Source organism: Geodermatophilus sp. SYSU D00684 (assembly GCF_054050455.1).
This window is the reverse complement of record NZ_JBJGZI010000014.1, coordinates 51,200-74,754: the sequence shown is the minus strand read 5'-3', so window position 1 is coordinate 74,754 and position 23,555 is coordinate 51,200. Positions and strand designations below refer to the sequence as shown.

The 23,555-nt window shown below is 75.7% G+C and carries 24 protein-coding genes; 10 read left to right on the top strand and 14 right to left on the bottom strand.

Features of this window, described 5'->3' with window-relative positions; genetic code table 11:
- Positions 1-38: 38 nt before the first annotated feature.
- Positions 39-1,958 carry a 1-deoxy-D-xylulose-5-phosphate synthase gene (dxs, locus tag ACI79L_RS12165; RefSeq protein WP_456937034.1) on the bottom strand — a complete coding sequence of 640 codons (1,920 nt, stop codon included), beginning with the start codon at positions 1,956-1,958 and terminating at the stop codon, positions 39-41.
- A gap of 215 nt (positions 1,959-2,173) precedes the next feature.
- Here dxs and ACI79L_RS12160 point away from each other — a divergent pair, with 215 nt between their 5' ends.
- Complete coding sequence (locus ACI79L_RS12160; RefSeq protein ID WP_456937033.1) at positions 2,174-3,358, top strand: ROK family protein; 1,185 nt, start codon at positions 2,174-2,176, stop codon at positions 3,356-3,358.
- Positions 3,359-3,404: 46 nt separating this feature from the next.
- On the opposite strand, the gene ACI79L_RS12155 is transcribed toward ACI79L_RS12160, so the two are convergent.
- The 4 genes from ACI79L_RS12155 to ACI79L_RS12140 all read right to left on the bottom strand — a co-directional run bounded on the left by ACI79L_RS12155 (position 3,405) and on the right by ACI79L_RS12140 (position 7,600).
- Positions 3,405-3,782, bottom strand: coding sequence for a hypothetical protein (locus ACI79L_RS12155; protein ID WP_456937032.1), 378 nt, complete (start codon positions 3,780-3,782; stop codon positions 3,405-3,407).
- Between the two features lie 188 nt (positions 3,783-3,970).
- Positions 3,971-4,198, bottom strand: coding sequence for a DUF4177 domain-containing protein (locus ACI79L_RS12150; RefSeq protein WP_387990871.1), 228 nt, complete (start codon positions 4,196-4,198; stop codon positions 3,971-3,973).
- A 47-nt stretch (positions 4,199-4,245) separates the two neighbouring features.
- A complete protein-coding gene (locus ACI79L_RS12145; protein WP_456937031.1) occupies positions 4,246-5,562 on the bottom strand; it encodes a class I SAM-dependent RNA methyltransferase in 1,317 nt (438 codons plus the stop codon).
- On the bottom strand, positions 5,555-7,600 hold the full coding sequence (locus ACI79L_RS12140; RefSeq protein ID WP_456937030.1) for an APC family permease: 2,046 nt from the start codon (positions 7,598-7,600) through the stop codon (positions 5,555-5,557). Before ACI79L_RS12140 ends, ACI79L_RS12145 begins: the two co-directional genes overlap by 8 nt.
- A 154-nt stretch (positions 7,601-7,754) precedes the next feature.
- On the opposite strand from ACI79L_RS12140, the gene ACI79L_RS12135 reads away from it, so the two are divergent.
- On the top strand, positions 7,755-8,435 hold the full coding sequence (locus tag ACI79L_RS12135; protein ID WP_456937029.1) for a potassium channel family protein: 681 nt from the start codon (positions 7,755-7,757) through the stop codon (positions 8,433-8,435).
- The gene (locus ACI79L_RS12130) at positions 8,435-9,100 is read left to right on the top strand and encodes a potassium channel family protein (RefSeq protein ID WP_387990860.1); all 666 of its coding nucleotides are present in this window, start codon (positions 8,435-8,437) and stop codon (positions 9,098-9,100) included. Before ACI79L_RS12135 ends, ACI79L_RS12130 begins: the two co-directional genes overlap by 1 nt.
- Here ACI79L_RS12130 and ACI79L_RS12125 read toward each other — a convergent pair.
- From ACI79L_RS12125 to ACI79L_RS12095, 7 genes are read right to left on the bottom strand one after another with little or no spacing between them, the layout of a single operon-like run.
- The gene (locus ACI79L_RS12125) at positions 9,097-10,023 is read right to left on the bottom strand and encodes a DUF3159 domain-containing protein (protein WP_456937028.1); all 927 of its coding nucleotides are present in this window, start codon (positions 10,021-10,023) and stop codon (positions 9,097-9,099) included. The two genes, ACI79L_RS12130 and ACI79L_RS12125, sit on opposite strands and share 4 nt — an antisense overlap.
- Positions 10,020-10,397, bottom strand: a complete 378-nt coding sequence (locus ACI79L_RS12120) for an OB-fold nucleic acid binding domain-containing protein (protein WP_456928660.1) — start codon at positions 10,395-10,397, stop codon at positions 10,020-10,022. The genes ACI79L_RS12125 and ACI79L_RS12120 overlap by 4 nt, the downstream gene beginning before the upstream one ends.
- Positions 10,394-11,215, bottom strand: a complete 822-nt coding sequence (locus tag ACI79L_RS12115) for an alpha/beta hydrolase family protein (RefSeq protein ID WP_456937027.1) — start codon at positions 11,213-11,215, stop codon at positions 10,394-10,396. Before ACI79L_RS12115 ends, ACI79L_RS12120 begins: the two co-directional genes overlap by 4 nt.
- Positions 11,212-11,931, bottom strand: coding sequence for a DUF3710 domain-containing protein (locus ACI79L_RS12110; RefSeq protein ID WP_456937026.1), 720 nt, complete (start codon positions 11,929-11,931; stop codon positions 11,212-11,214). Before ACI79L_RS12110 ends, ACI79L_RS12115 begins: the two co-directional genes overlap by 4 nt.
- 1 nt (position 11,932) lies before the next feature.
- Positions 11,933-12,388, bottom strand: a complete 456-nt coding sequence (gene dut / locus ACI79L_RS12105) for a dUTP diphosphatase (RefSeq protein ID WP_456937025.1) — start codon at positions 12,386-12,388, stop codon at positions 11,933-11,935.
- A gap of 50 nt (positions 12,389-12,438) precedes the next feature.
- Positions 12,439-13,365, bottom strand: coding sequence for a hypothetical protein (locus ACI79L_RS12100; protein ID WP_456937024.1), 927 nt, complete (start codon positions 13,363-13,365; stop codon positions 12,439-12,441).
- A 40-nt stretch (positions 13,366-13,405) separates the two neighbouring features.
- Positions 13,406-13,708, bottom strand: a complete 303-nt coding sequence (locus ACI79L_RS12095; protein WP_204693870.1) for a DUF4193 domain-containing protein — start codon at positions 13,706-13,708, stop codon at positions 13,406-13,408.
- Positions 13,709-14,018: 310 nt separating this feature from the next.
- Here ACI79L_RS12095 and ACI79L_RS12090 point away from each other — a divergent pair, with 310 nt between their 5' ends.
- Entirely contained in the window at positions 14,019-15,062 is a 1,044-nt protein-coding gene (locus ACI79L_RS12090) for a phosphotransferase family protein (protein WP_456937023.1), read from the top strand.
- Positions 15,063-15,147: 85 nt separating this feature from the next.
- Positions 15,148-15,684 carry a LytR C-terminal domain-containing protein gene (locus tag ACI79L_RS12085; RefSeq protein WP_456937022.1) on the top strand — a complete coding sequence of 179 codons (537 nt, stop codon included), beginning with the start codon at positions 15,148-15,150 and terminating at the stop codon, positions 15,682-15,684.
- Between the two features lie 64 nt (positions 15,685-15,748).
- Here the strand turns inward: ACI79L_RS12085 and ACI79L_RS12080 are convergent, their stop codons facing one another.
- Positions 15,749-16,561: an inositol monophosphatase family protein gene (locus ACI79L_RS12080; protein WP_456937021.1), complete on the bottom strand. Its 813-nt coding sequence runs from the start codon at positions 16,559-16,561 to the stop codon at positions 15,749-15,751.
- A gap of 51 nt (positions 16,562-16,612) precedes the next feature.
- On the opposite strand from ACI79L_RS12080, the gene ppgK reads away from it, so the two are divergent.
- The 5 genes from ppgK to ACI79L_RS12055 all read left to right on the top strand — a co-directional run bounded on the left by ppgK (position 16,613) and on the right by ACI79L_RS12055 (position 23,224).
- Positions 16,613-17,365 (top strand): polyphosphate--glucose phosphotransferase, encoded by a 753-nt coding sequence (gene ppgK / locus ACI79L_RS12075; protein ID WP_456937020.1) that lies wholly within the window; start codon positions 16,613-16,615, stop codon positions 17,363-17,365.
- 248 nt (positions 17,366-17,613) lie between these two features.
- Complete coding sequence (locus tag ACI79L_RS12070) at positions 17,614-18,990, top strand: RNA polymerase sigma factor (protein ID WP_456937019.1); 1,377 nt, start codon at positions 17,614-17,616, stop codon at positions 18,988-18,990.
- Positions 18,991-19,453: 463 nt separating this feature from the next.
- Positions 19,454-19,678: a DUF7455 domain-containing protein gene (locus ACI79L_RS12065; RefSeq protein ID WP_143108228.1), complete on the top strand. Its 225-nt coding sequence runs from the start codon at positions 19,454-19,456 to the stop codon at positions 19,676-19,678.
- Positions 19,679-19,821: 143 nt separating this feature from the next.
- Complete coding sequence (locus ACI79L_RS12060; RefSeq protein WP_456937018.1) at positions 19,822-22,071, top strand: VanW family protein; 2,250 nt, start codon at positions 19,822-19,824, stop codon at positions 22,069-22,071.
- Positions 22,072-22,153: 82 nt separating this feature from the next.
- The gene (locus ACI79L_RS12055) at positions 22,154-23,224 is read left to right on the top strand and encodes a YihY/virulence factor BrkB family protein (protein ID WP_456937017.1); all 1,071 of its coding nucleotides are present in this window, start codon (positions 22,154-22,156) and stop codon (positions 23,222-23,224) included.
- A 91-nt stretch (positions 23,225-23,315) separates the two neighbouring features.
- Here ACI79L_RS12055 and ACI79L_RS12050 read toward each other — a convergent pair whose 3' ends face one another.
- On the bottom strand, positions 23,316-23,546 hold the full coding sequence (locus ACI79L_RS12050; protein ID WP_456928672.1) for a DUF3039 domain-containing protein: 231 nt from the start codon (positions 23,544-23,546) through the stop codon (positions 23,316-23,318).
- Positions 23,547-23,555 lie beyond the last annotated feature (9 nt).

Sequence of the window (23,555 nt, the reverse complement as noted above, 5' to 3'; positions counted from 1 at the left end):
CCGAGCGTGCGAGGGGTGAGGGGGACGGGGTCCTTCGACTACTGCTGGGCGCCGTCCACGGGCTCGGCGGCCGGCTGCTGCTCGGCCCGCTCGGTGAGCACCGCGGTCCACTCGGTGATCCGGCGGGCGACGTCCTGCTCGGTCAGGCCGCAGTCGGCCAGCACCTGGCCGCGGCTGCCGTGCTCGAGGAACGCCTGCGGCAGGCCCAGCGCGCGCACCGGGACGTCGTGCTGGCGGTCCTGCAGCGCCTGAGAGAGCGTCGTCCCGACGCCGCCGGCCCGGCCGCCGTCCTCCACGGTGACGACCAGCCGGTGCGCGGCGGCCATCTCGACGAGCGCGTCGGAGACCGGCAGCACCCAGCGCGGGTCGACGACGGTCACCTCGATGCCGTGGTCGGCGGCCCGCTCGGCGGCGGCCAGGCACATCGGCACCATCGCGCCGACGGCGACCAGCAGCACCTCCTCGCGCTCGCCGCGCCGCAGCACGTCGACCGGGCCGCGCCGCTCCAGCGCCGGGATGTCCAGCGGCGGCGGGCCCTTGGGGAAGCGGACGACGCTCGGCGCGTCGGTGACGGCGACCGCCTCGCGCAGCGCCTCGCGCAGGGTCGGCTCGTCGCGCGGCGCGGCCAGGTGCAGCCCCGGCACGACCGAGCAGATCGACATGTCCCACATGCCGTTGTGCGAGGCGCCGTCGGTGCCGGTGACCCCGGCGCGGTCGAGGACGACGGTGACCGGCTGGCGGTGCAGCGCGACGTCCATGAGCAGCTGGTCGAAGGCCCGGTTGAGGAAGGTCGAGTAGACCGCGACGACCGGGTGCAGCCCGCCCATCGCCATGCCGGCCGCGCTGGTGAGCGCGTGCTGCTCGGCGATGCCGACGTCGTAGGTCCGCTCGGGGTAGCGCTCGGCGAAGGCGGCCAGGCCGGTCGGGTGCAGCATCGCCGCGGTGACGGCGACGACGTCGGCCCGCTCGGCGCCGATGCGCACCAGCTCGTCGGAGAACGCCGTCGTCCAGTCGCGCGCGACCGCGGGGCTGGTGCCGCTGTCGGGGTCGAAGACGCCGGTGGCGTGCCAGGCGTCGATCTGGTCGGTCTCGGCCGGCGGGTAGCCGAAGCCCTTGGTGGTGACCGCGTGCACGATCACCGGGCGGCCGAACGACCGCGCCCGGCGCAGCGCGGACTCCAGCACCTCGACGTCGTGGCCGTCGACCGGGCCGACGTACTTGAGGCCGAGGTCCTCGAACATCCCCTGCGGCGCCAGGACGTCCTTGACGCCCTTCTTCAGGCCGTGCAGCGCGTCGTAGAGCGCCGACCCGACGACCGGGGCCTTGTGCAGCGCCTGACGGATGGCCAGCAGCGCCTGCTCGTAGCCGGGCCGCAGCCGCAGCGTCGCCAGCGCGTCCGCGACGCCGCCGATGGTCGGCGAGTAGGAGCGGCCGTTGTCGTTGACGACGATCACCACCGGCCGGTCCTGGGCGGCGGCGATGTTGTTCAGCGCCTCCCAGGCCATGCCGCCGGTCAGCGCGCCGTCGCCGACGACGGCGACGACGGGGCGCTGGTCCCCGCGGACGGCGAAGGCCTTGGCCAGCCCGTCCGCGTAGGACAGCGCGGTCGAGGCGTGGCTGTTCTCGACCCAGTCGTGCTCGCTCTCGGTGCGGCTCGGGTAGCCCGACAGCCCGCCGCGCTGGCGCAGCCGGTCGAAGCCCTCGATCCGGCCGGTGAGCATCTTGTGCACGTAGGCCTGGTGGCCGGTGTCGAAGACGATCGGCTCGTGCGGGGACTCGAAGACCCGGTGCAGCGCGATGGTGAGCTCGACGGCGCCGAGGTTCGGCCCGAGGTGCCCGCCGGTGCGGGCGACGCTGGTGACCAGTGCGTCACGGATCTCCGCGGCCAGCGCGGGCAGCTGCTCGGGGGGCAGGGCCCGGAGGTCTGCGGGGTCGCGGAGCGAGCGCAGGAGCGACACGGGGAGGAGGTGTCCTCTCTGTCGGCGGCGGGGCACGGCCCTCCGACGGCCGCCGACCCACTGTAGTCGCGCGGCGGCGCGGACCTCCTGCCGAGCCGGGGCCGAGACGGGACGGTTCCGTCACTCCCGACGCCCCGCAGCCCGCCCACCCGACCGTTGCCCCTCCCTTCCGTCGGTGATTGACAGAACACGGACGCGCTCGGACGATGCCCGCCATGGACCCCCGCCCGTGGCTGCCCGACCTCTCGGGCCCCTCGCGGCGGCTGGTCGAGGCGCTGCGGATGAGCGGGCCCTCGACGCGGGCGCAGCTGGTGGAGCGGACCGGGCTGTCCCGCGCCACGGTGTCCGGCTACGTGGCCGACCTCGTCGACCGCGGGCTGGTGGCACCCGGCGACGACGCGGGCGCGGTCGAGACCGGCGGCCGGCCCGCGCGGCTGGTGCACCTGACCCGCCGGGCCGGCGTCGTCGTCGGGGTCGACATCGGGCGCACCCACGTCCGGGTCGCGGTGGCCGACCTCTCGCACGAGATCGTCGGCGAGGAGACGACCACGCTGCCGGTCGCCGACCTGGACTCCGACGCGGTCCTCGACACCGTGGCCGGGCAGGTGCGGGCCGAGCTGCGGCGGGCCGGCGCCTGCACCGAGGACGTCGTCGGCGCGGTGGTCGGCCTGCCGACGCCGGTGGTCGGCCGGGCGGCGAGCGCGCGCGGCACCGTGGCGCGGTCCAACATCCTGCCGACCTGGTCGGGCCGGACGCCGGCGCCGGCACTCCAGGAGCGGCTCGGCGTCCCGGTGATCGTGGAGAACGACGCGAACCTGGGCGCCGTCGCCGAGGTCCGCTGGGGCGCCGGCCGCGGCTCGCGCGCCACCCTCTACCTGAAGATGGCCACCGGCGTCGGCGGGGCGCTGGTCATCGACGGCGACCTGCTGCGCGGCGTCTCCGGCACCGCCGGCGAGATGGGCCACGTGAGCCTGGACCCGGCCGGCCCGCTGTGCCGCTGCGGCAACCGCGGCTGCCTGGAGCTCACCGCCGGCGGCACCGCCCTGCTGCGGGCCATCCGGACCGCCGCCCCGCACCACACCGACCTGCGGTCGCTGGTGGCCGGCGCCCAGGAGGGCGACCAGGCCTGCCGGCGGCTGATCGCCGACGCCGGGGCCTCGGTCGGCTTCGTCCTCGGCGGCCTGGTCAACGTGCTCAACCCCGACCGCATCGTCGTCGGCGGCGAGCTGGGCACCGCCGGCGACCTGCTCGTCGACCCGCTGCGGCGGGCGCTCGAGCAGTCCGCCATCCCCGCCGCGGCCGAGCAGCTGACCGTGGTCCCCGGCTCGCTCGGGGCCCGCGCGGAGGTGCTCGGCGCGCTGGCGGTCGCACTCCGGGAGGCCGACCGGCTGACCGGCTAGGGCCCCGGGGGCCCGCGGACGACGACCGGGCCCCCGGGTGCCACTACTACAGGCGGGGGACCCAGACCTCGCCGCGCAGCGCCCCGGCGACCACCTCGACGCCGCGCGCCGCCGCGGCCAGCCGCGCGCCCTCCCGCTCGTAGGCGGTGACGGCGGCCTCGATGGCGTCCGGCGGCAGGTGGTCGGCCAGCTCGACGCGGACCGTGCGCCAGCCCGCCCGCGCCGCCTCGAGGCCGGCCGCGACGTGGTCGCCGGCGAACCGGGCGAGCAGCAGCGGGTAGCGGCGCAGCACCTCGTGGGCGCGGTAGTCGGGCGGGACGAGGTCGAACAGCCAGGCCACCGCGGTGTGCTCCCAGTCGGGGGCGCCCGGGGGCCGCACCTGCTCCGGCCAGCCCGGAGGCACGCTCGCAGCCACGTCCGGCATCCTGCCGCAGGTCGAACACGTGTTCGACCGCAGGCGCGCCGTCGTCACCCGGTCGTGATCACCGACGCCGGCGCGACCGGTGTACCTGGGTGGCCCCCTCCGTCGATCATCGGCTGCGTGCCGCCCGCACCGGAGTGTCGGCGCGGGTCGCGTGCACGCAGCCGGTGATCGACTCGAGGAGGGCGCGCTCAGTCCCTCTGGCGCTTGAGCCAGAACTGCTCGAAGCCCCAGGTGCCCGCGCCGCTCGAGTGGTAGCTGACCAGCTCCCAGCCCTCGCCACCGAGCCGGTTGAGCACCGAGCTGGTGTCCCCCTGCTGCCGCTCCAGCGAGCCGCCGGGCAGCTTGACGCTCACCCCCGCGCGCTGCGACTCGGTGTCGTTGGCCGTGATGACCGAGGCGTACTCCCAGGTGGTCACGGAGAGCACCGTAACGAAGGCCCCGGACCGGGTGCCCGGTCAGCCGGTCAGGCGGTGGGCACCAGCAGGGCGACGCACTCCACGTGCGCCGTCATCGGGAAGGCGTCGAAGGCGCGCAGGGCGGCCAGGCGGTACCCGGCGCCGGTGAAGGCGGCGACGTCGCGGCCCAGCGACGCCGGGTCGCAGGCGACGTAGACGACGGCGCGCGCCCCGGTGCCGGCCAGCACCCGGCTCACCGCGGCGCCCGCCCCGGCGCGCGGCGGGTCGAGCACCACGACGTCGGGCGCGCCGCCGAGCTCCTCCAGCAGCCCGGTCAGCCCCTCGGCGTCCACCTCGCCCTGCCACACCTCGGCCTGCGGCAGGTCCCCCAGGTTGACCTCCGCGGCGGCGCACGCGGCGGCGTCGGCCTCCACGCACACCACCCGGCCGGACTCCCCCACCCCGGGCGCCAGCGCGCCGCCGAACAGACCGGCGCCGGCGTACAGGTCGAGCACGGTCTCCCCCGGCCGCACGCCGGCCAGCGCGGACACCGCGCCCACGAGCGCGTCGGCGGCCGACTCGTGCACCTGCCAGAAACCGGTGCCCTCGACCTCCCAGTCCCGCCCGGCGGCGTGGCGCCCGGCCCGCCCGGCCGGCTCGGCGGGGACGTCGTCGCCGGCCCGCAGCACGCGGGTCGACGTCGGCACGCCGCGGCGGTCCAGCCGCGTGGTGGTCACCGTGCCCGCGGAGTCGACGGCGACGTCCACCGCACCGGCGCCGGGCCAGCGCCGCGCCAGCACCGCCCGCGCGGCGGGCTCCACGGTGATCGGGCAGTCGTCGAGGACGTGCACGTCGTGCGAGCGGTGCCGGCGCAGCCCGGGCACCCCGTCCCGGCCGACCGCGAACCGCGCCCGCGACCGCCAGCGCAGCGGCCCGCCGGGCAGCGCCTCGACGGCGAGACCGGCCAGCACCGGGTCGGCGGCGTCCACCCCGCCGAGCCGGGTGAGCTGCTCCCGGACGACGTCGGCCTTGAGCCGCCGCTGCCCCTCCCAGGAGACGTGCTGCCAGTCGCAGCCGCCGCAGCGCCCCGGGCCGCTGTGCGGGCAGGGCCGCTCCACCCGGTCGGGCGCCGCCTCGAGCACCTCGACGGCGTCGGCGCGGCAGTAGCCGGGCTGGCGGTCCTCGGTGACCCGGACGACCACCCGCTCCCCGGGCAGCGCGTGCCGGACGAACACCACCCGGCCCTCGTGCCGGGCCACGCAGTGCCCGCCGTGCGCCACCGGGCCGACGGTCACCTCGAACTCCCGGCCGGTCCACCCCGCCCCCCGGTCGGGCCGGGGCGGCCGCGCCGAGCGGGCCGCCGGACGGCGCCGCCGGTCAGCCATAGGGGGTGGCCTCGACCTGGTCGTCGGTGAGGCCGCGGCGCAGGTCGCCGGGCATGGGGCCGGCACGCCGGTCGTCCTCGTCGCCGCGGCCGATGGAGCTCTCCAGCTGCCACGGCACCGTGGTGATCATGACGCCGGGCTGGAACTGCAGCCGGGCGCGCAGCCGCAGCGCGCTCTGGTTGTGCAGAACGTTCTCCCACCAGTGGCCGACGACGTACTGCGGCACGAACACGATGACCAGCTCCCGCGGGCTGTCCCGCCGGATGCCCTTGACGTAGTCGACGACCGGCCGGGTGATCTCCCGGTACGGCGACTCCAGCACCGTCAGCGGGACCGGGACGTCGTAGCGCTCCCAGTCCGCCTGCAGCGAGCGGGTGTCGCCCGGGTCCACGTTGACCGTCAGCGCGGTCAGCACGTCGGGCCGGGTGGCGCGGGCGAAGGCCAGCGCCCGCAGCGTCGGCTTGTGCACCTTGGACACCAGCACGATCGCGTGCACCTTGCTGGGCAGCAGGCGGGCGTCGGTGTCGGGCACCAGCTGCTCGGCCACGTGCGAGTAGTGCCGGTTGATCGCCTTCATGAGCACGAACAGCACCGGCATCACGAGGATGACCAGGTAGGCGCCGCGGGTGAACTTCGTGATCACGATGATCAGCAGCACGACGGTGGTCAGGCTGCCGCCGATGGTGTTGATCACCTGCGAGCGGCGCATCCGCCGCTTCTCGGCCGCGTCGTTCGACAGCCGGATCTCCCGGTTCCAGTGCCGGACCATGCCCCACTGGCCGATCGAGAAGCTGGTGAAGACCCCGACGATGTACATCTGGATCAGCCGGTTCGGGTCGGCGTCGAACGCCAGGATGAGCAGCGCCGCGAAGCCGGCCAGCAGCAGGATGCCGTTGCTGTAGACCAGCTTGTCGCCGCGGGTGTGCAGCTGGCGGGGCAGGAACCGGTCCTGCGCGAGCACCGAGCCCAGCAGCGGGAACCCGTTGAAGGCGGTGTTGGCGGCGAGGATGAGGACCAGCGCGGTGGCCGCCTGGATGTAGAAGAAGCCGACCGACTGGTCGCCGCCGAAGGTGGCCGCGGCGAGCTGGGCGATGACCGTGCGCTGGGGGTCGGTCTCGCAGTCGCCCGGGAAGCCGACGAGGTCGCAGGTGTTCTCGGCGTAGCGGACGTCGCCGAAGAGGGCGAGCGCCGTGACGCCGGCGAACATCGTCGCGGCGATCCCGCCCATGAGCGCCAGCGTCGTCGCGGCGTTCTTCGACTTCGGCGGGCGGAACGCGGGGACGCCGTTGGCGATGGCCTCGACCCCGGTCAGCGCGGTGCACCCGGAGGCGAAGGCGCGCAGCGCGAAGAACACCAGCGCGACGCCGCCCAGGTCGTCGTAGCCCGCCTCGGGCACGACCGACCAGCCGGCGCTCTCGGCGATGACCGGGGAGTCGGTGAAGAAGTCGCGGATCAGCCCGGTGACGATCATGACCATGATCCCGGCGACGAACAGGTACGTCGGGACGGCGAACGTCTTGCCCGACTCCCGCACCCCGCGCAGGTTGGTCGCCGCCAGCAGCGCCACCAGCCCGACGGCGATGAGCACGCGGTGCTCGTTGAGCGCGGGGAACGCCGAGATGATGTTGTCGGTGCCCGCCGACACGGACACGGCCACGGTGAGCACGTAGTCGACCAGCAGCGCGCTGGCGACGGTGAGCCCGGCGAACTGGCCGTGGTTCTTCATCGCGACCTCGTAGTCGCCGCCGCCCGAGGGGTAGGCGTGCACCACCTGGCGGTAGGACAGCACGACGGTCGCCAGCAGCAGCACGACGACGACGGCCAGCCACGGCGCGAGGAACAGGAACGCGGTGCCGGCCAGCGTCAGGACGATGAGGATCTCCTGGGTGGCGTAGGCCACGGAGGAGAGCGGGTCGCTGGCGAAGATCGGCAGGGCCAGGGACTTCGGGAGCAGGGACTCCCCTGCGCGGTCGCTGCGGACCGGCCGGCCCACGACGAGCCGTTTGGGGAGTTGTCCGAGGTCGGACAGCTTGGGCACGGCGGCGATGGTACGGACGCGGGGGCACCCGGTGCCGCCCCGCGCCGGGCGCCCCGCCCGGAGGGGGCACGTGATCCGGGCGCACCCCCGGACCGCCCGCGGACGGGTGTAGCTTCGCGCCCTGGACCGCGGGCGGACGGCGCCCGTGCGAGGCATGCGGGAGCGACACGTGCACGTGGTCGTCATGGGCTGCGGCCGTGTCGGCTCGGCCATCGCGCGGCGGCTGGAGCAGATCGGCCACAGCGTCGCGGTGATCGACCAGGACCCGGAGGCCTTCCGCCGGCTGGGGCCCGAGTTCACCGGCCGGCAGGTGACCGGCCTGGGCTTCGACCGGCAGGTGCTGCTCGACGCCGGCATCGACTCCGCCGGCGCGTTCGCCGCGGTCAGCAGCGGCGACAACTCGAACATCATCAGCGCGCGCGTGGCGCGGGAGACCTTCGGCGTCCAGCACGTGGTTGCCCGGATCTACGACTCCAAGCGCGCCGAGGTGTTCGAGCGGATGGGCATCCCGAGCGTCGCGACCGTGCCGTGGACGGTGAACCGGCTGCTGCGGGAGCTGCTGTCGGTGAAGGTCAGCGAGATCTGGCGGGAGCCCACCGGCCGGGTGCTGCTGATGCGGGTGACCGTCACCGACGGCTGGGTGGGCCGCAAGCTCTCCGAGCTCGAGGCCGCCTCCGGCGCCCGGGCCGCCTGGCTGGTCCGCTTCGGGGAGGCGCAGCTGCCCACCCCCTCCACCGTGCTGCAGGACGGCGACCAGCTCGTCGTCGCGGCCACCGACGAGATCTCCGACCGCGTGCACCAGACGGTCGAGCACCCCGAGGGGAGCAGGGCCTGATGCGCGTGGCCATCGTGGGCGCCGGGGCGGTCGGCCGCTCCATCGCCGGGGAGCTGCTCAACAACGGGCACACCGTGATGCTCATCGAGAAGGACGGCCGCAAGGTCCGCACCCGCGCGGTGCCGGGCGCGGAGTGGGTGCAGGCCGACGCCTGCGAGGTCTCCTCCCTCGAGGAGGCCCAGCTCGCCACCTGCGACGTCGTCGTCGCGGCCACCGGCGACGACAAGGCCAACCTCGTCGTCTCGCTGCTGGCCAAGACCGAGTTCGCGGTCAACCGCGTCGTCGCCCGGGTCAAGGACCCGCGCAACGAGTGGCTCTACACCGAGGCGTGGGGCGTCGACGTCGCCGTCTCCACCCCGCGGGTGCTCGCCGCGCTGGTCGAGGAGGCGGTGACCGTCGGCGACGTCGTCCGGCTGATGAGCTTCCGCAAGGGCGCGGCCAACCTGGTCGAGATCACCCTCGCCGAGAACACCCCGTGGGCCGGCCGGCCGCTGCGCGAGGTGCCGCTGCCGCGGGAGACGGTGCTGACGGCGATGCTGCGCGGCGACCGGGTCATCACGCCCACCCCCGACGAGCCGCTCGAGGTGGGCGACGAGCTGCTGTTCGTCACGCACGCCGACGTCGAGGAGCAGCTGCAGCAGGTCCTCTCGCCGACCGCCCTCTAACCGGCCTCGTCCCGGGGCCCGCCCCGAGCCTGCGAAGGGTGGGGAGGACGAGGTCCTTCCACCGTCTCCACGCGGTGGCGGTGCAGGCGGGTGACGACCCAGAGGGTGAGCGCGAGGGCGGCGGCGGTCACCGGCAGGCCGAGGACGAGCGAGGCGACGCCGAGCAGGTCCTCCTCGTCGGCGAGGTAGAGCGGCGTCTGCACGGCGACGCGCAGCAGGAACGTCAGCGCCCAGACGACGGTCAGCCAGCCGTAGGCGCGAACCATCCGCGGGTCGTCGCGCCAGTGCCGCTCGGGCTCCGGGTCCACCGGGCGCCCCGACGGCGCGGGCGCCGGCTCCGGCGGGGGCGGGGGCGGGGGCGGCTGGTGGTGCAGCCGGGCGCGGGCGCTGTCGACGCGGCGGCGCAGGCCGGGCATCGAGTGTGCGGCCATCGACCCCAGGTGGCTCGGCGCGAGCCACTCGGCCACCACGCCGACCAGCGGCCGGCGCAGCGGCACCGAGCCCAGCAGCACGACGCCGATGACGGCGTTGCGGATGATGCCCGGCACGAAGTAGTTGCGCGCCTGCCCCGAGGCGGCGGCGATGGCGACCGCCACCGCGACGCCGAACAGGCCGCTGAACGCCTGCTGCACGCTCTCCCGGCGGACCAGCCGGACGAGCAGGATCAGGACGGCGGCGCCGATCGCGGCCCAGATCCCGGTGCGCAGGTCGCCGATCGCGTTGGCGACGATGAAGGCCAGCGTAGGCAGGGTCGCGTCGACCATGCCGCGCCAGCCGCCGAGCTGCTCCAGCACCATGTGCCGGTCGAAGGTGACCCCTCGGCCCGTGTCCTCGGTCGTGGTGCCGTCCGCGTGCGTGGGCTCCTGGTGCGGTGCTGCTCCCCCGGGATCGCGCCGGCCGTCGTCGTCGGCCGCCGGGATCACCCCGCGCTCAGCTCGTACCAGGGGTTGTAGATGACCTTGCGGCCGTCGAAGTTGGCGAACCGGCCGCGGGCGGTCAGCGTCCGGCCGGGCTCGATGCCCGGGATGCGCCGGCGGCCCAGCCAGACCAGGGTGACCGAGCCGGAGCCGTCGAACAGCTCCGCCTCCAGGGTGGGGACCGTCTCGCGCGGGGTGTAGACGACCGACTTGAGCCGGCCGGTCACGGTCACCACCGCCCCCTTGCGGCAGGCGCTCACCGGCTCGCAGCCGGCGCGGTCGGACTCCTCGCGCAGCTCCTGCGCGTCGATGGTGGAGTCGTCGGCGGTCAGCCGCTGCAGGGTGCGTGCGAGCCAGCCGCCGGGACGGGTCTGTGTCACGGTTCCAGGGTAGTGCTGCGCACCCGGCCGGCGGCGCGTTCCCCCAGCCACGCGCGGACCACCGCCCAGGCCTCCCCCGCCGGGTCGATGGGCACCCGGTGACCGCCCGGGACGGTGCGCACCGTCACCCGGTCGCCGGCGTCCGCGGCCGCCGCCGCGTACCGCTGGGACTGCTCGGGCGGCACGACGTCGTCGTCGGTGCCGTGCACGCACAGCACGTCGGCGCCGGTGGGCAGCAGCCCGACCGGGTCGGCGACCGCGTAGCGGCCGGGCACCTCCCCCGGCTCCCCGCCGAGGAACTCCTGGACGGCGCTGCGGCCCAGGCGCTGCTCCGCCGCCCGGCCCAGGTCCACGACGCCGGCCTGCAGGACCGCCGCGGTCACCCGCACCCGCGGTGCGGCGCCGGGCACGCCGGCCGGCAGCCGCCCCCGCCCGGCGGCCCACGCGGCCAGGTGCCCGCCGGCGGAGTGCCCGACGACGGTGAGCGAGCCGAGGTCCAGCCGGCCGGCGTCCGCGAGGTCCGGGAGCGCGTCGAGCGCCGCGGCGACGTCCTCCAGGGTGGCCGGCCACCCGCCGCCGCTGCCGACCCGCCGGTACTCCACGGCGACGGCGGCGTACCCGGCCGCGGCGAGGTCGGCGGCCAGCGGTCGGGCCAGCTCGATGCCGTACGCGGTCCGCCAGAACCCGCCGTGCAGCACGACGACGACGGGCGCCGGGTCCTGCGCGACGACGACAGGCGCCGGGTCCTGCCGCTCCGGCAGGGTCAGCTCGAGGAACTGGTCGGGGTGCGGGCCGTAGGCGACGACGGCGGGGGTCACGCGGTCGGCCGCGGCGGGGCCGGCGGGCGGCCCGGCTGCTGCCCCGCCTGCTGCTGGCGGGCCAGCTGCGCGGCGGCCTGCGGCGGGAGGGTGAGCGGCAGCTGCTCGCGCACCGGCATCGGCGAGGTGCCCCGGACGACGACGACCTTGCGGAAGACGTCCTCGAGCACCGCCGCCGCCTCGGGCGACTCGGCGGCCGGGCCGCTGATCATCCCGCGGAGGAACCAGCGGGGACCGTCGACGCCGAGGAAGCGCGCGGCGCGGCGCACCGGCTTCGGCGGGGGGCCGCCGGGCTGGGCCGGCGGGGTCACCACGACGGTGCCGGCCAGCTCGGGGCCGAACGGGCCCTCGGTCTCGTGCAGCCGCCCGCCCTGCCCGGAGGCGCTGCGGGCGAGCTCGGCGCGGACGTCGTCCCAGATGCCGGCGGCGCGGGGCGCGGCGAAGGCCGACAGCTGCAGCAGCGAGTCGCCGTAGCGCAGGGTCGCGCCGATGACCTTCTGCTGCTGGTTGAGGTCCACCCGCAGCTCGGTCCCGGGGACGGCGGGCAGCCGCAGCGCGCCCAGGTCGACGCGGGGCGCCCCGTCGTCGGGGGCGTCGGCCTCGTCGTAGGGGCCGGTGGTCTCCTCGACGTCGCGCTCGCGGTGCTGGGGCTCGGGCGGGACGCCGCGCTCGCGCAGGCTGCGGTCGATCCGGTTGCGCCGTCGTCCGAAGGGCATCTCAGGCCTCCTGTCCCGCGCCGGTGGACCCGTGCCCACCCTCACCGCGGACGCTCTCCGGCAGCGTCTCGACCGGCACGAAGCGGGCGGTGACGACCGGCTGCACCACCAGCTGGGCGACCCGGTCACCGGCGCGCAGCGTCAGCGGGGTGGCCGGGTCGAGGTTGACGAGGTTCACCTTGATCTCGCCGCGGTAGCCGGCGTCGATGGTGCCCGGGGCGTTGACCAGGCTCAGGCCGTGCCGGGCGGCGAGGCCCGAGCGCGGGTGCACGAACCCGGCGTAGCCCTCGGGGATGGCCACGGCCACGCCGGTGCCCACGAGCGCGCGCTCGAACGGCGCCAGGTGCACGTCCTCGGTGACGGTGAGGTCGGCGCCCGCGTCGCCGGGCAGCGCGTAGCGCGGGGGTGTCGCCCCCGCCGCGGTCAGCCGGACGGGGACCTCGAGGGGGTCGGCCACGACGGCGACCCTAACCGCGCCGGGGCGGGGTCGGCGGACCGGCCGGGACCTCAGGCCGGACCGCGGCGCAGGTCGGCGCGGACCCGGCGGGCCAGGGTCTCGGTGGCCTTGAGGTTGCCGCGGCCGCCGAGCGCCGCGCCGACGAACAGCGGCGCGGCCGAGCCGAGGCCGCGGGCCATCCGGCGGGACAGCCGGCGGCGCAGGGCGCGGAACCCGGCGGTGCCGAGGACGACGCCCAGCCCCTCCCGCGCGCCGGTCTCGACGGCGCGCTGCTGGGTCCAGCTGGAGAGGTAGGCGGCGGCGCGCTCGGCGGCGGTGCCGCCGGCCGGCCGGCCCGCGAGCTCGTGCAGCTCGCCGAGGAGGACGACCTCGACGCCGGCGGTGAGCAGGGTCTCGGCGCCGAGCTCCAGGGGCAGGGCCACCAGCGACCCGGGCATGAACCAGTGGGCCGCGGAGAGTCCGCCGGTGGCCGCGCCGACCGCGGCGGTGAGCCGCGCCGAGCGGGTGACGAGGGCGTCGGCGATCTCCTCGTCCGACCTCCCGGGGTAGGCGGCGCGCAGCCGGGCGGCGTCGCGGATGGGCAGCCGGGGAGCGGCGGCGGCGAGCAGCTCGCCGAGCACGCCGATCGGTCCCCGGCCCGCCTCGTCGTCGTCCGGCCCGCCCTCGCCGGGTGACCCCGGACGGCGGGCGGCGCCGGCCGCGGCGGCGCCCAGGGCGGTGATGACGTCGCGGAGGACGCCGGCGGCCGACCGCCGGGTGTCCGGCTGCCCGGGGGCGGGCGCCTCGTCGGCGCCCCCGCCGAGCAGCCGGGTCACGGCGTCGGCGACCGTGCGGGCCGCCCGCCCCAGGCCGGTGTCCTCGGACAGCCAGGCCGGACCGTCCCCCGACCGGTCCGGCCCCGGCCGCGCCGCGTCCTGCACGGGCCGGGGCGGCGGGACGTCGCGGGGCGCGCCGAGGCGCTCCCTCGGATCGGTCATCGGCTGCTCCCCCCGTGTCCGGCCATCGCGGCGGTGCTGCTTATGCGGCGCAGTCGCGGCAGTACATCTGGTCGCCGCGGGTGGCGGCGAGCCGGCTGCGGTGCTGCACGAGGAAGCACCGCGAGCAGGTGAACTCGTCCTCCTGCTTCGGGAGCACGCGGACGGTCAGCTCCTCGTTGGACAGGTCCGCGCCGGGCAGCTCGAGGCTCTCGTTGAAGTCGGTCTCGTCGACGTCGACCGAGGCCGACTGGGCCTCCGCCCGACGGGCCTTGAGCTCCTCGAGGGAGTCCTCGCCGAGCTCGTCGGCCTCGTTGCGGCGCGGGGCGTCGTAGTCGGTGGCCATGGGGTGTGCCCCTCCTCCGGGGTAGTTCGCGGACGCGCGGGGCGCCCGCCTCGTCCGACGGCGGCGGGGTCCGCCGTCGGCCTGGCCGGCCGCCCGGGGGCGGCCGCTGGTCACGGGACCGGACCTGTTCCCGGCCGACCACGGGGTCGGCTGAGTGCGGGACCGGCAGCCCCCCAACGCCGTGCGGCCCCGGTTTGTGCCCGCCTGTCCGCGCGGGACACACGAGGACGGACGACGGCCCGTCCGGGGCGCCGGGACCCGCCCGGGCGGGCGGTCGGGAGGCGGAGTGCCGGAGGTTACCCTGCCGCCCGTGTCGAGTCCCGTGGGAGCTGACCCCGCCGTCGTCGGTCCGTATCTCGCCTCCGTGCTCAACGACGAGCGCTGGCGGGAGGTGACCGTCGAACTGATCGCGGCGGGCATGTCCAACCTCACCTACGTCGTGACCCCGGCCGGGGGCACGGCCGACGACGCGGTGATCCTGCGGCGGCCCCCGACGGGCGCCGTGCTGGCCACCGCCCACGACATGGTCCGCGAGCACAAGGTCGTCTCCGCGCTCGGGCCGACGTCGGTCCCGGTGCCGCGGACGCTGCACCTGTGCACCGACACCGGGGTGCTGGGCGCGCCGTTCTACGTCATGGAGCGGGTCGTCGGCCTGCACGTGGTGAACGAGATCCCGGCCGGCTACGCCGACACCCCGGAGCTGCGGCGGCGGATCGGCGACGGGCTGATCGACGTCCTGGCCGACCTGCACGCCGTCGACGCCGAGGCCGTGGGCCTGGGCGACTTCGGCCGGCCCGAGGGCTTCCTCGCCCGGCAGGTGCGCCGGTGGACCAAGCAGTGGGACGCCACGCGCGACCGCGACCGCCCGCAGATGGACGCCCTCGCCGAGCGGCTGGCCGAGACCGTGCCCGCCACCCAGCGGAGCGGGATCGTGCACGGCGACTACCGGCTGGACAACTGCCTGCTCGACCCCGAGCGCCCCGGCGTCATCCGCGCCGTCCTCGACTGGGAGATGTCGACCCTCGGCGACCCGCTCACCGACATCGGCATGCTGTTCGTCTACTGGCCCGAGGCCGGGGAGACCCGCCCGGTCCTCAGCCCGGTGACGACGCTGCCCGGCTTCCCCACCCGCCGCGAGATCGCCGAGCGCTACGCGCAGCGCAGCGGCGTGGACCTCTCCGACCTCGACTGGTACGTCGGGTTCGCCTTCTTCAAGTTCGCCGCGATCGTCGCCGGCATCGTGGCCCGCTCGGCCGCCGGCGCGATGGCCGGCAAGGACACCTCCGGCTACGCCGACCGCATCGACCCGTGCGTCGAGCTGGGACGCGCCGCGCTGGAGGACGGTGCCCTCTGAGGCCGGAGGGCCCGCCTAGACTCCGCGCGACCCGACCTGGCGCGGCCCGCCGGACCCCTCCGGGTCGCCGCCGAGGAGGACGACCGTGAGCACCAGCACCGCCACCCCGCCGGTGCGTCCCCGCAAGGACCGTCGCTACCTGCCGCCGCTGGTCTTCCTGCTGGTGCTGGCCCTGGGCGCGCTCGGGGTGTGGTGGAAGGTCTTCTCCGACGAGGGCGTCCGCGACGCGGCGCAGGCCGCGGCGTGCGAGACCGCCGAGGCGGCGCCGCCGTCGCTGGACCCCAGCACGGTCACGGTGCGCGTCTACAACGCCTCGGACCTCGCGGGCAAGGCGCAGGAGGTCGCCGGCGAGCTGACCGCGCGCGGCTTCGTCGTCGAGGAGGTCGCCAACGACCCGACCGACCGCGAGGTGACCGGCCCGGGCGAGATCCGGCACGGCGCGCGCGGCACCGACGCCGCCCGGTACCTGTCGCTGTTCCTCCCGGACGCCGGCGCCTACCAGGACACCCGCGCCGACGCCCGCGTCGACCTGGTGATCGGCCCGCAGTTCACCGGGCTGGCCACGGCCGACCAGGTCGCGGCCACGCTCACCCCGATCGCCAGCGCCGAGGCCGCCTGTTAGTGGCCCTCCTGCAGGGTCCCGCCGCGAGCGTGCGAGCGGTGGGGGGGCAGGAGGGTCCTTCCTCTCACGGGTGGAGGCGGTCGAGCAGCGCGAGCAGCGGCCCGGCCACCGTCTCCGGGACCGCGACCGCCATCGGCTCGGCGAACGGCCGGCCGGGCAGGCCGGTGACCACCAGCCCGGCCTCGGCGGCGACCAGCGCGCCGGCGGCGTGGTCCCAGGGCTCGAGGTCCAGCTCGTAGTAGGCGTCCACCCGCCCGGCGGCCACCGAGCACAGGTCCAGCGACGCGCAGCCCTGCCGGCGGATGTCACGGACCTCGGGGAGCAGCTGGGCGACGACGGCGCCCTGGGCCCGCCGCTGCTCCACCCGGTAGCCGAACCCGGTGGCCACCAGCGTCTGCCCCAGGGACGCCGGCCGGTTGCCGGCCAGCCGCACCGGCTCCGGCCGCGCCGGGGTGGAGAGGAACGCCCCGCCGCCGGCGGTGGCGGTGAACAGCTCCCCGGTGGGGACGTCGAGCACCGCGCCGGCCACCGTGACGCCGTCGACCTGGGCGGCGATCGACACGGCGTACCCGCGCAGCCCGTAGAGGAAGTTGACGGTGCCGTCGATGGGGTCGACCACCCACCGCACGCCGCTGGTGCCCCCGCGGGAGGCGCCCTCCTCGCCGAGCAGGCCGTCGTCGGGCCGGGCGGCGAGCAGCCGGCCGGTGATCAGCCGCTCGGAGGCGGTGTCGACGGCGGTGACGACGTCGGTGGGGCTGCTCTTGACGTCGACGGCGGCCGCGGCCGACCCGCGCTCGCGGGCGACCAGGTCGGCCGCCTCCCGGGCGGTCGCGACGGCGAGGTCGAGCAGCTCGGCGGGGGGCGGCGGGGCACTCACCCGGGCGATCCTGCCCGAGCCGCCACCCGGGGTGCGGTCCCGGTCACTAGGGTGACCGCCGTGCAGGGGTTCGGCGTGGACATCGGCGGCAGCGGCATCAAGGGGTGCCTGGTCGACCTCGAGGCCGGTGCCCTCGTGGGCGAGCGGGTGCGGGTGGAGACGCCCCAGCCGTCGACGCCGGAGGCGGTCTACGAGGTCGTCGCGGGCATCGTGTCGTCCTTCGGCTGGACCGGCCGCATCGGCGTCACCTACCCCGGGGTCATGAAGCGGGGGGTCGCGCACACCGCCGCCAACATGGACAAGGCCTGGATCGGCACCGACGTCGACGCGGGGCTGAGCGCGCTGGTGCCCGGGACCGTCGAGACCCTCAACGACGCCGACGCCGCCGGGCTGGCCGAGATGCGCTACGGCGCCGGCCGGGGCCAGGACGGCGTCGTCCTCATGCTCACCTTCGGCACCGGCATCGGCAGCGCGCTGTTCGTCGACGGGCGGCTGGTGCCCAACACCGAGTTCGGGCACATCCAGGTCGACGGCGAGGACGGCGAGAAGCGCGCGTCGGCGGCCGCCCGCGAGCGCGAGGACCTCAGCTACCCCCAGTGGGCCAAGCGGGTCGACCGCTACCTCGACGTGCTCGAGGCGGGGCTCTGGGTCGACCTGATCATCGTCGGCGGCGGGGTGAGCAAGAAGGCGCACAAGTGGGTGCCGCTGCTGAGCACGCGGACGCCGGTGGTGCCCGCCCAGCTGCAGAACGACGCCGGCATCGTCGGGGCCGCGCTGGCCGCCGCGGAGCGGCTCGAGCCCTGACCGGGGCACGGCCCCGCCCTTCCGGGCGATCCCGCGCCGTTCGAGGCGGTGGTCACACCGGCTCCCGTCGCTACAATGGAAGAGCCCCAGCCCGTCACCACCCAGCCGGGAGTCATCCCCCGTCCGAACAGCGGCGAAACACCGTGCCGGACACTGGGGCCCTCCCCGCTCCGCGGCCGACGGCAGGGGCCGCTGCCCGGGAGTCACACCGCCCCCGGGGAACGCACCCAGCACGGGAAGGATCCTGAGTGCCCGCCGACAAGCCTGCACCGGACGACGCCGCCGCGAGCAGCACCCGCTCGAAGACGGTCGCCGCGAGCACCCGGTCTCCCCGGGCCAGCGCCACCGTCGGGGTCGCCGACGACGCGCCGGCCAAGCCCGCCGCACGCAAGCGGGCCGCCTCGGCGAAGACGGCCAAGCCGGCCGCGCCGAAGGGAGCCGCCAAGCCGAGCATCAGCCCCTCCCCCGGTACCGGTGAGGGCACCGTGCTGACCGCCGTCGCCTCCGGGGACGCCGCCGTGGCCGTGGTCGACGCCGGCGCCGAGGGCCTGTCGATCGACGAGACCGTGGTCGCCGGCCCCGACGGCGCGGAGGCCGAGGCGCCCGCCGCCGAGGAGGCCACCGCCGAGGGCGGCGACTTCGAGTGGGACGACGAGGAGGAGTCCGAGGCGCTGCGGCAGGCCCGCAAGGACGCCGAGCTCACCGCCTCGGCCGACTCGGTCCGCGCCTACCTCAAGCAGATCGGCAAGGTCGCCCTCCTCAACGCCGAGGAGGAGGTCGACCTGGCCAAGCGCATCGAGGCCGGCCTGTACGCCGCCGAGCGCATGCGCCAGGTCGAGGAGGAGGGCCAGAAGCTCTCCCCGCAGATGCGCCGCGACCTCAACTGGATCATCCGCGACGGCGAGCGCGCCAAGAACCACCTGCTGGAGGCCAACCTCCGCCTGGTGGTCTCCCTCGCCAAGCGCTACACCGGCCGCGGCATGGCGTTCCTGGACCTCATCCAGGAGGGCAACCTCGGCCTGATCCGCGCCGTCGAGAAGTTCGACTACACCAAGGGCTACAAGTTCTCCACGTACGCCACCTGGTGGATCCGGCAGGCGATCACCCGCGCGATGGCCGACCAGGCCCGCACCATCCGCATCCCGGTGCACATGGTCGAGGTCATCAACAAGCTCGGCCGCATCCAGCGCGAGCTGCTCCAGGACCTGGGCCGCGAGCCCACCCCGGAGGAGCTGGCCAAGGAGATGGACATCACCCCGGACAAGGTGCTGGAGATCCAGCAGTACGCCCGGGAGCCGATCAGCCTCGACCAGACCATCGGCGACGAGGGCGACAGCCAGCTCGGTGACTTCATCGAGGACTCCGAGGCGGTCGTCGCCGTCGACGCGGTCAGCTTCACCCTCATGCAGGACCAGCTGACCAGCGTGCTGCAGACGCTGTCGGAGCGGGAGGCCGGCGTGGTCCGGCTGCGGTTCGGCCTCACCGACGGCCAGCCGCGCACGCTCGACGAGATCGGCCAGGTCTACGGGGTCACCCGCGAGCGGATCCGGCAGATCGAGTCCAAGACGATGTCGAAGCTGCGCCACCCCAGCCGCTCCCAGGTGCTGCGCGACTACCTCGACTGAGGAACGGCCCTCCTGCCCCCCCACCGCTCGCAGGCTCGCGGCGGGTCCCTGCAGGAGGGCCGTTCCAGCACGTCACCTGACGGCCGGCACCCAGCACGGGTGCCGGCCGTCGGCGTGTGTCGGCCGCGTTGCGGGATGGTCACGATCTCACCCCGCCGGGCGGACGACGCGGTGTACCGAAGCACCGGCCGGGTAGACGGCGTAGCGTGGGCGACGTCGAGACAGCAGCGGACCCACAGCCGGAAACCAGCCCGGCGCCCGGAACGAACCAGCACCACCAACAGACCGGCACCACCCAGAGGTCCCTGCTGAACACCGTCCCCACCGGTCCCAGCGGTCACCGGCTCACCGGAACCCGGCGAGTCGCCCGCAGTGACAGGAGGCACGGGAACAGGAGGATCCATCCTGGCGCTGTGCAGGAGGCCGATCCGCAGCAGCGGGTCCGTGCGGTAGAGAGCGAGTGATGACCCAGATGACCCAGACGCTGACGACGACCCCCGCCGCCGACGACCTGGTCGTGCCCTTCCACTGCGACCGGTGCGGCGCACTGGCCAAGGTGCGTGTCGTGCTCGCCAGTGGCAGCGACCTCGTCTTCTGCGGGCACCACGCCCGCGAGTACGAGTCCAAGCTCCGCGACATCGCCGTCGACATCATCGAGACCGACGGCGAGCAGCGCCTCGCACACTGAGAGAGGCGCTATCGTCGCTCACCGCGATGATGCCCTCACCCGACGCCGCCGCCGGCGTCCCCGTCCCGCCTGACGCGGACGGGGACCCGGCGGCTCCGTCGTTCCCGGGGACCCCCGGTCGACGGCGACCCGAGGAACCCCCGATGCCGCAGCACCCTGCCTCGTCCCCGTCGACCGGCACCGCCCCCCAGGCGGACACCGACGCGCACGCGGACCTGTCCGACGACACCCGCCCGGTCCCCCGCGACCGCGGCCCCGTCGGGCCCGACGCACCCCCTCGGCCGGCCGCCGCCCCCGCCGCCCCGCCGGAGCAGCCCGCCGCGGACGCCGGCGACACGCCCGGGCCGGACCCGGTCCACGACACCGTCGCGCTCACCGGTGGCCCGGCCGCACCGGAGCCCGGGCAGCGGACCACCGAGCCGGTCGGGCTGGGCGAGCCCGCCGCTCCGGGAGCCCCGGCCGGGGACGCCTCGGACACCGTCGTCCTCAGTGACGCCGCCGTCCCGGCCGACCCGCCGGCCCTCCAGCCGCCCGCCGCTCCCCCCGTCCCCCCGCCCGGCTCCGGCGAGAGCTCCGCCGCGGGCTCCGGCGGTCCCGGGGAGCCCCCCGCGGGCACCCGCCGCCCGGGCTGGCGCCGGCCCGCCGTGCTGGCCCCCGTCGGCCTGCTCGCCGTCCTGGGGCTGGCCTGGGGCGCCGACGTGCTGGTGGCCGGCGACGACGTGCCCCGCAACACCGTGGTGGCCGGCGTCGACGTCGGCGGCCTGTCCCCCGCGGCCGCCGCCGACCGGCTCGAGCAGGACCTCGCCCCGCGGGTCGCCGCCGACCACGTCGTCGTCGCCGACGACGTGGAGGCCACCCTCTCCCCCGCCACCGCCGGCATCACCCTCGACGTGGACGCGACCGTCGACGCCGCCGACGACCAGCCGCTGAACCCCTGGACCCGCCTGGTCTCGCTGTTCACCGAGCGCGAGGTCGACCCGGTCATCACCGGCGAGGACACCGCGTTGGCCGCCCAGGTCGACACCATCGCCACCCAGGTGGACCGGGTGCCGGTCGACGCGACCATCGCGATCGAGGGCACCACGCCGGCCCTGGTCGAGCCGGTGGACGGCCGGACGCTGGACCGCGAGGGCGCCGCCGAGGCGATCACCACGGCGCTGGCCGCCGGCGGCGACCCGGGGACGCCGATCGAGCTGCCGGTCGACGTCGAGCCGGTGCGGGTGGGCACCGAGGAGGCGCAGCGCGTCCTCGACGAGACCGTCACCCCCGCGCTCGCCGCGCCGGTCACGGTGACCAGCCAGGACGGCGGCACCTCGGTCGAGATCCCGGTCGAGGCGATCGCGGCGTCCCTGACCTTCACCCCGCAGGACGGCGGCGAGCTCGCCGTCGCCGTCGACCCGGCGGCGCTGCAGTCGGCGATGGCCGAGGAGTTCACCGCCTTCGGCGAGCCCGCCCAGGACGCCCGCTTCGAGGTCGTGGGCGACGGCGTGGAGGTCGTCCCGTCGGTCGACGGCACCGGCGTCGACCCGCAGGCGCTGTCCGGCCAGCTGCTCGAGGTGCTGGACGACCCGGCGCCGCGCACGGTCACCGCGCAGCTGGGCCCGGTGCCGGCCGAGCTGACCACCGAGGAGGCGCAGGCGCTCGGCATCGTCGAGGAGGTCAGCTCCTTCACGACCACGACGACGAACAACGCCAGCGCCACCAACATCCGGACGGTGGCCGAGGAGGTCGACGGCGCGCTGGTGCTGCCCGGCGAGACGTTCAGCCTCAACACCCACACCGGCCCGCGTGGCACCGCGCAGGGCTACGTGCCGGCCAACGTGATCAGCGGCGGCGAGCTGTCGACGGCGGTCGGCGGCGGGATCAGCCAGTTCGCCACCACGATGTTCAACGCGGTCTTCTTCGCCGGCCTCGAGGACGTCTACCACAAGCCGCACAGCTTCTACATCAGCCGCTACCCCGCCGGCCGCGAGGCCACGGTGTACGAGGGCCAGATCGACCTGCAGTGGCGCAACGACTCCGACACCGGGATCTTCGTCGACACCCAGTGGACCCCCGGCGCCTCCGGCGGGTCGATCACGGTGACCTTCTACGGGACGCGGCGCTACGAGATCGAGGCGATCGAGGGCCCGCGGACGAACTACCGGCAGCCGGCGGTGCAGGAGAAGGTCGACGACGGCGACTGCATCCCGCAGTCCGGCGTGCAGGGCTTCGACGTCACCGTGACCCGGGTGTTCCGCGACCTGCAGAGCGGCTCGGAGATCGAGCGGGAGACGTTCGAGACCAGCTACGCCGCGGAGGCGGTCATCCGCTGCGTCGCCCCGCCGCCGGCTGCCGACCCGGCCGCGCCCCCGCCCGACGGCGGCACGCCGCCGGCGGGCCCCACGGCCTGACCCGCTCCCCGATCGGGCCCACCGGCGCCCGTCCCCGCCCCGTCGGCGGCGGGGGCGGGCGCCGGGCGTGCACACTGGCCTGGTGAGCACCGTGCGGGCCGGCGGGCGGTCCCGCACCGGCGGGGCCGCGGAGGACGCGCACGCCCCCGCGGCCGCCCCACCCGCTGCCGGCGCCCGCCGCGCCGACCTCCCGGCCCCCGGTCGCCTCGACCACTGGCCGCCGGTGGTGCGGGTGCCGCTGCAGGTCCTCGGCCGAACGGTGGCCAAGGCCTGGAAGGACCGCATCCTCGGGCTGTCCGGCGAGGCGGCGTTCTGGCAGATCCTCTCGGTGCCGCCGCTGCTGATCGCGCTGCTCGGGTCGCTGGGCTTCCTCGGCGACTGGATCGGCGCGCAGGCGGTGCAGACCGTCGAGGACACCCTGGTCAACGCCTCCAGCGAGGTGCTCACCGCCGACGTCGTCGACTCGCTGGTGCGGCCCACCCTCAACGACATCCTGACCTCGGGCCGGCTCGACGTCGTCAGCCTGGGCTTCCTGATCACCCTGTGGGCCGGGTCCTCGGCGACGGCGACGTTCATGAACACGATCGTCATCGCCTACGACCAGCGCGACGTCCGCGGCCCGATCGCCACCCGGCTCATGGCGCTGTGGCTGTTCGTCGTCGGCCTGGTGCTCGCGGTGGTCTGCCTGCCGCTGCTGGTGCTCGGCCGCGGAGTGCTGGTCGGGCTGCTCCCGCAGGACTGGCACGAGACGGCGACGGTGCTGATCAACGCCGTCTACTGGCCGCTGGTGGTCATCGGCCTGCTGCTCGCGCTGACGAGCTTCTACCACGTGGTCCTGCCGCGGCGGCTGCCGTGGCGGCGGCACCTGCCGGGGACGCTGCTGGCCGTCGGCTTCTTCATGGTGGCGGCGACGGTGCTGCGGCTGTACGTGTCGGACATCCTCGTCGCCGCGCTCCCCTACGGGGCGCTGGCCACCCCGATCGCGGCGCTGCTGTTCCTGTTCTTCTTCGGGATGGCGGTGCTGCTCGGCGCCGAGCTCAACGCGACCGTCCAGGAGCGCTGGCCGGCGCCGCTGCGCCGGCACACCCGCCGGGCGCAGCGCCGCCGCGCCGCCGAGCTCGAGGCCGAGGCGAAGCGCCTCGGCCTGCGTTAGACGAAGGACCCCCGTCCTCCCCACCGTTCGCGAGCTCACGGCGGGCCCCTGGACGGGGCCACCGGGCAGCCGGACGGGACGGGGTCCCGCGTCAGTCCTTGCGCAGCTGCTCGTAGATCTCCTTGCAGGCCGGGCAGACGGGGCTGCCGGGCTTGGGCGACTTGGTCACCGGGAACACCTCGCCGCACAGCGCCTCGACCAGCGTGCCCATGACGGCGCTCTCGGCGATCTTGTTCTTGCGGACGTAGTGGAAGACCTCGTTGGCGTTGCCGGTGTCCGAGTCGCGGACGTCGGGCTTCTCGAGCAGGTCGGTGTTGCTCACGGTCTCTCC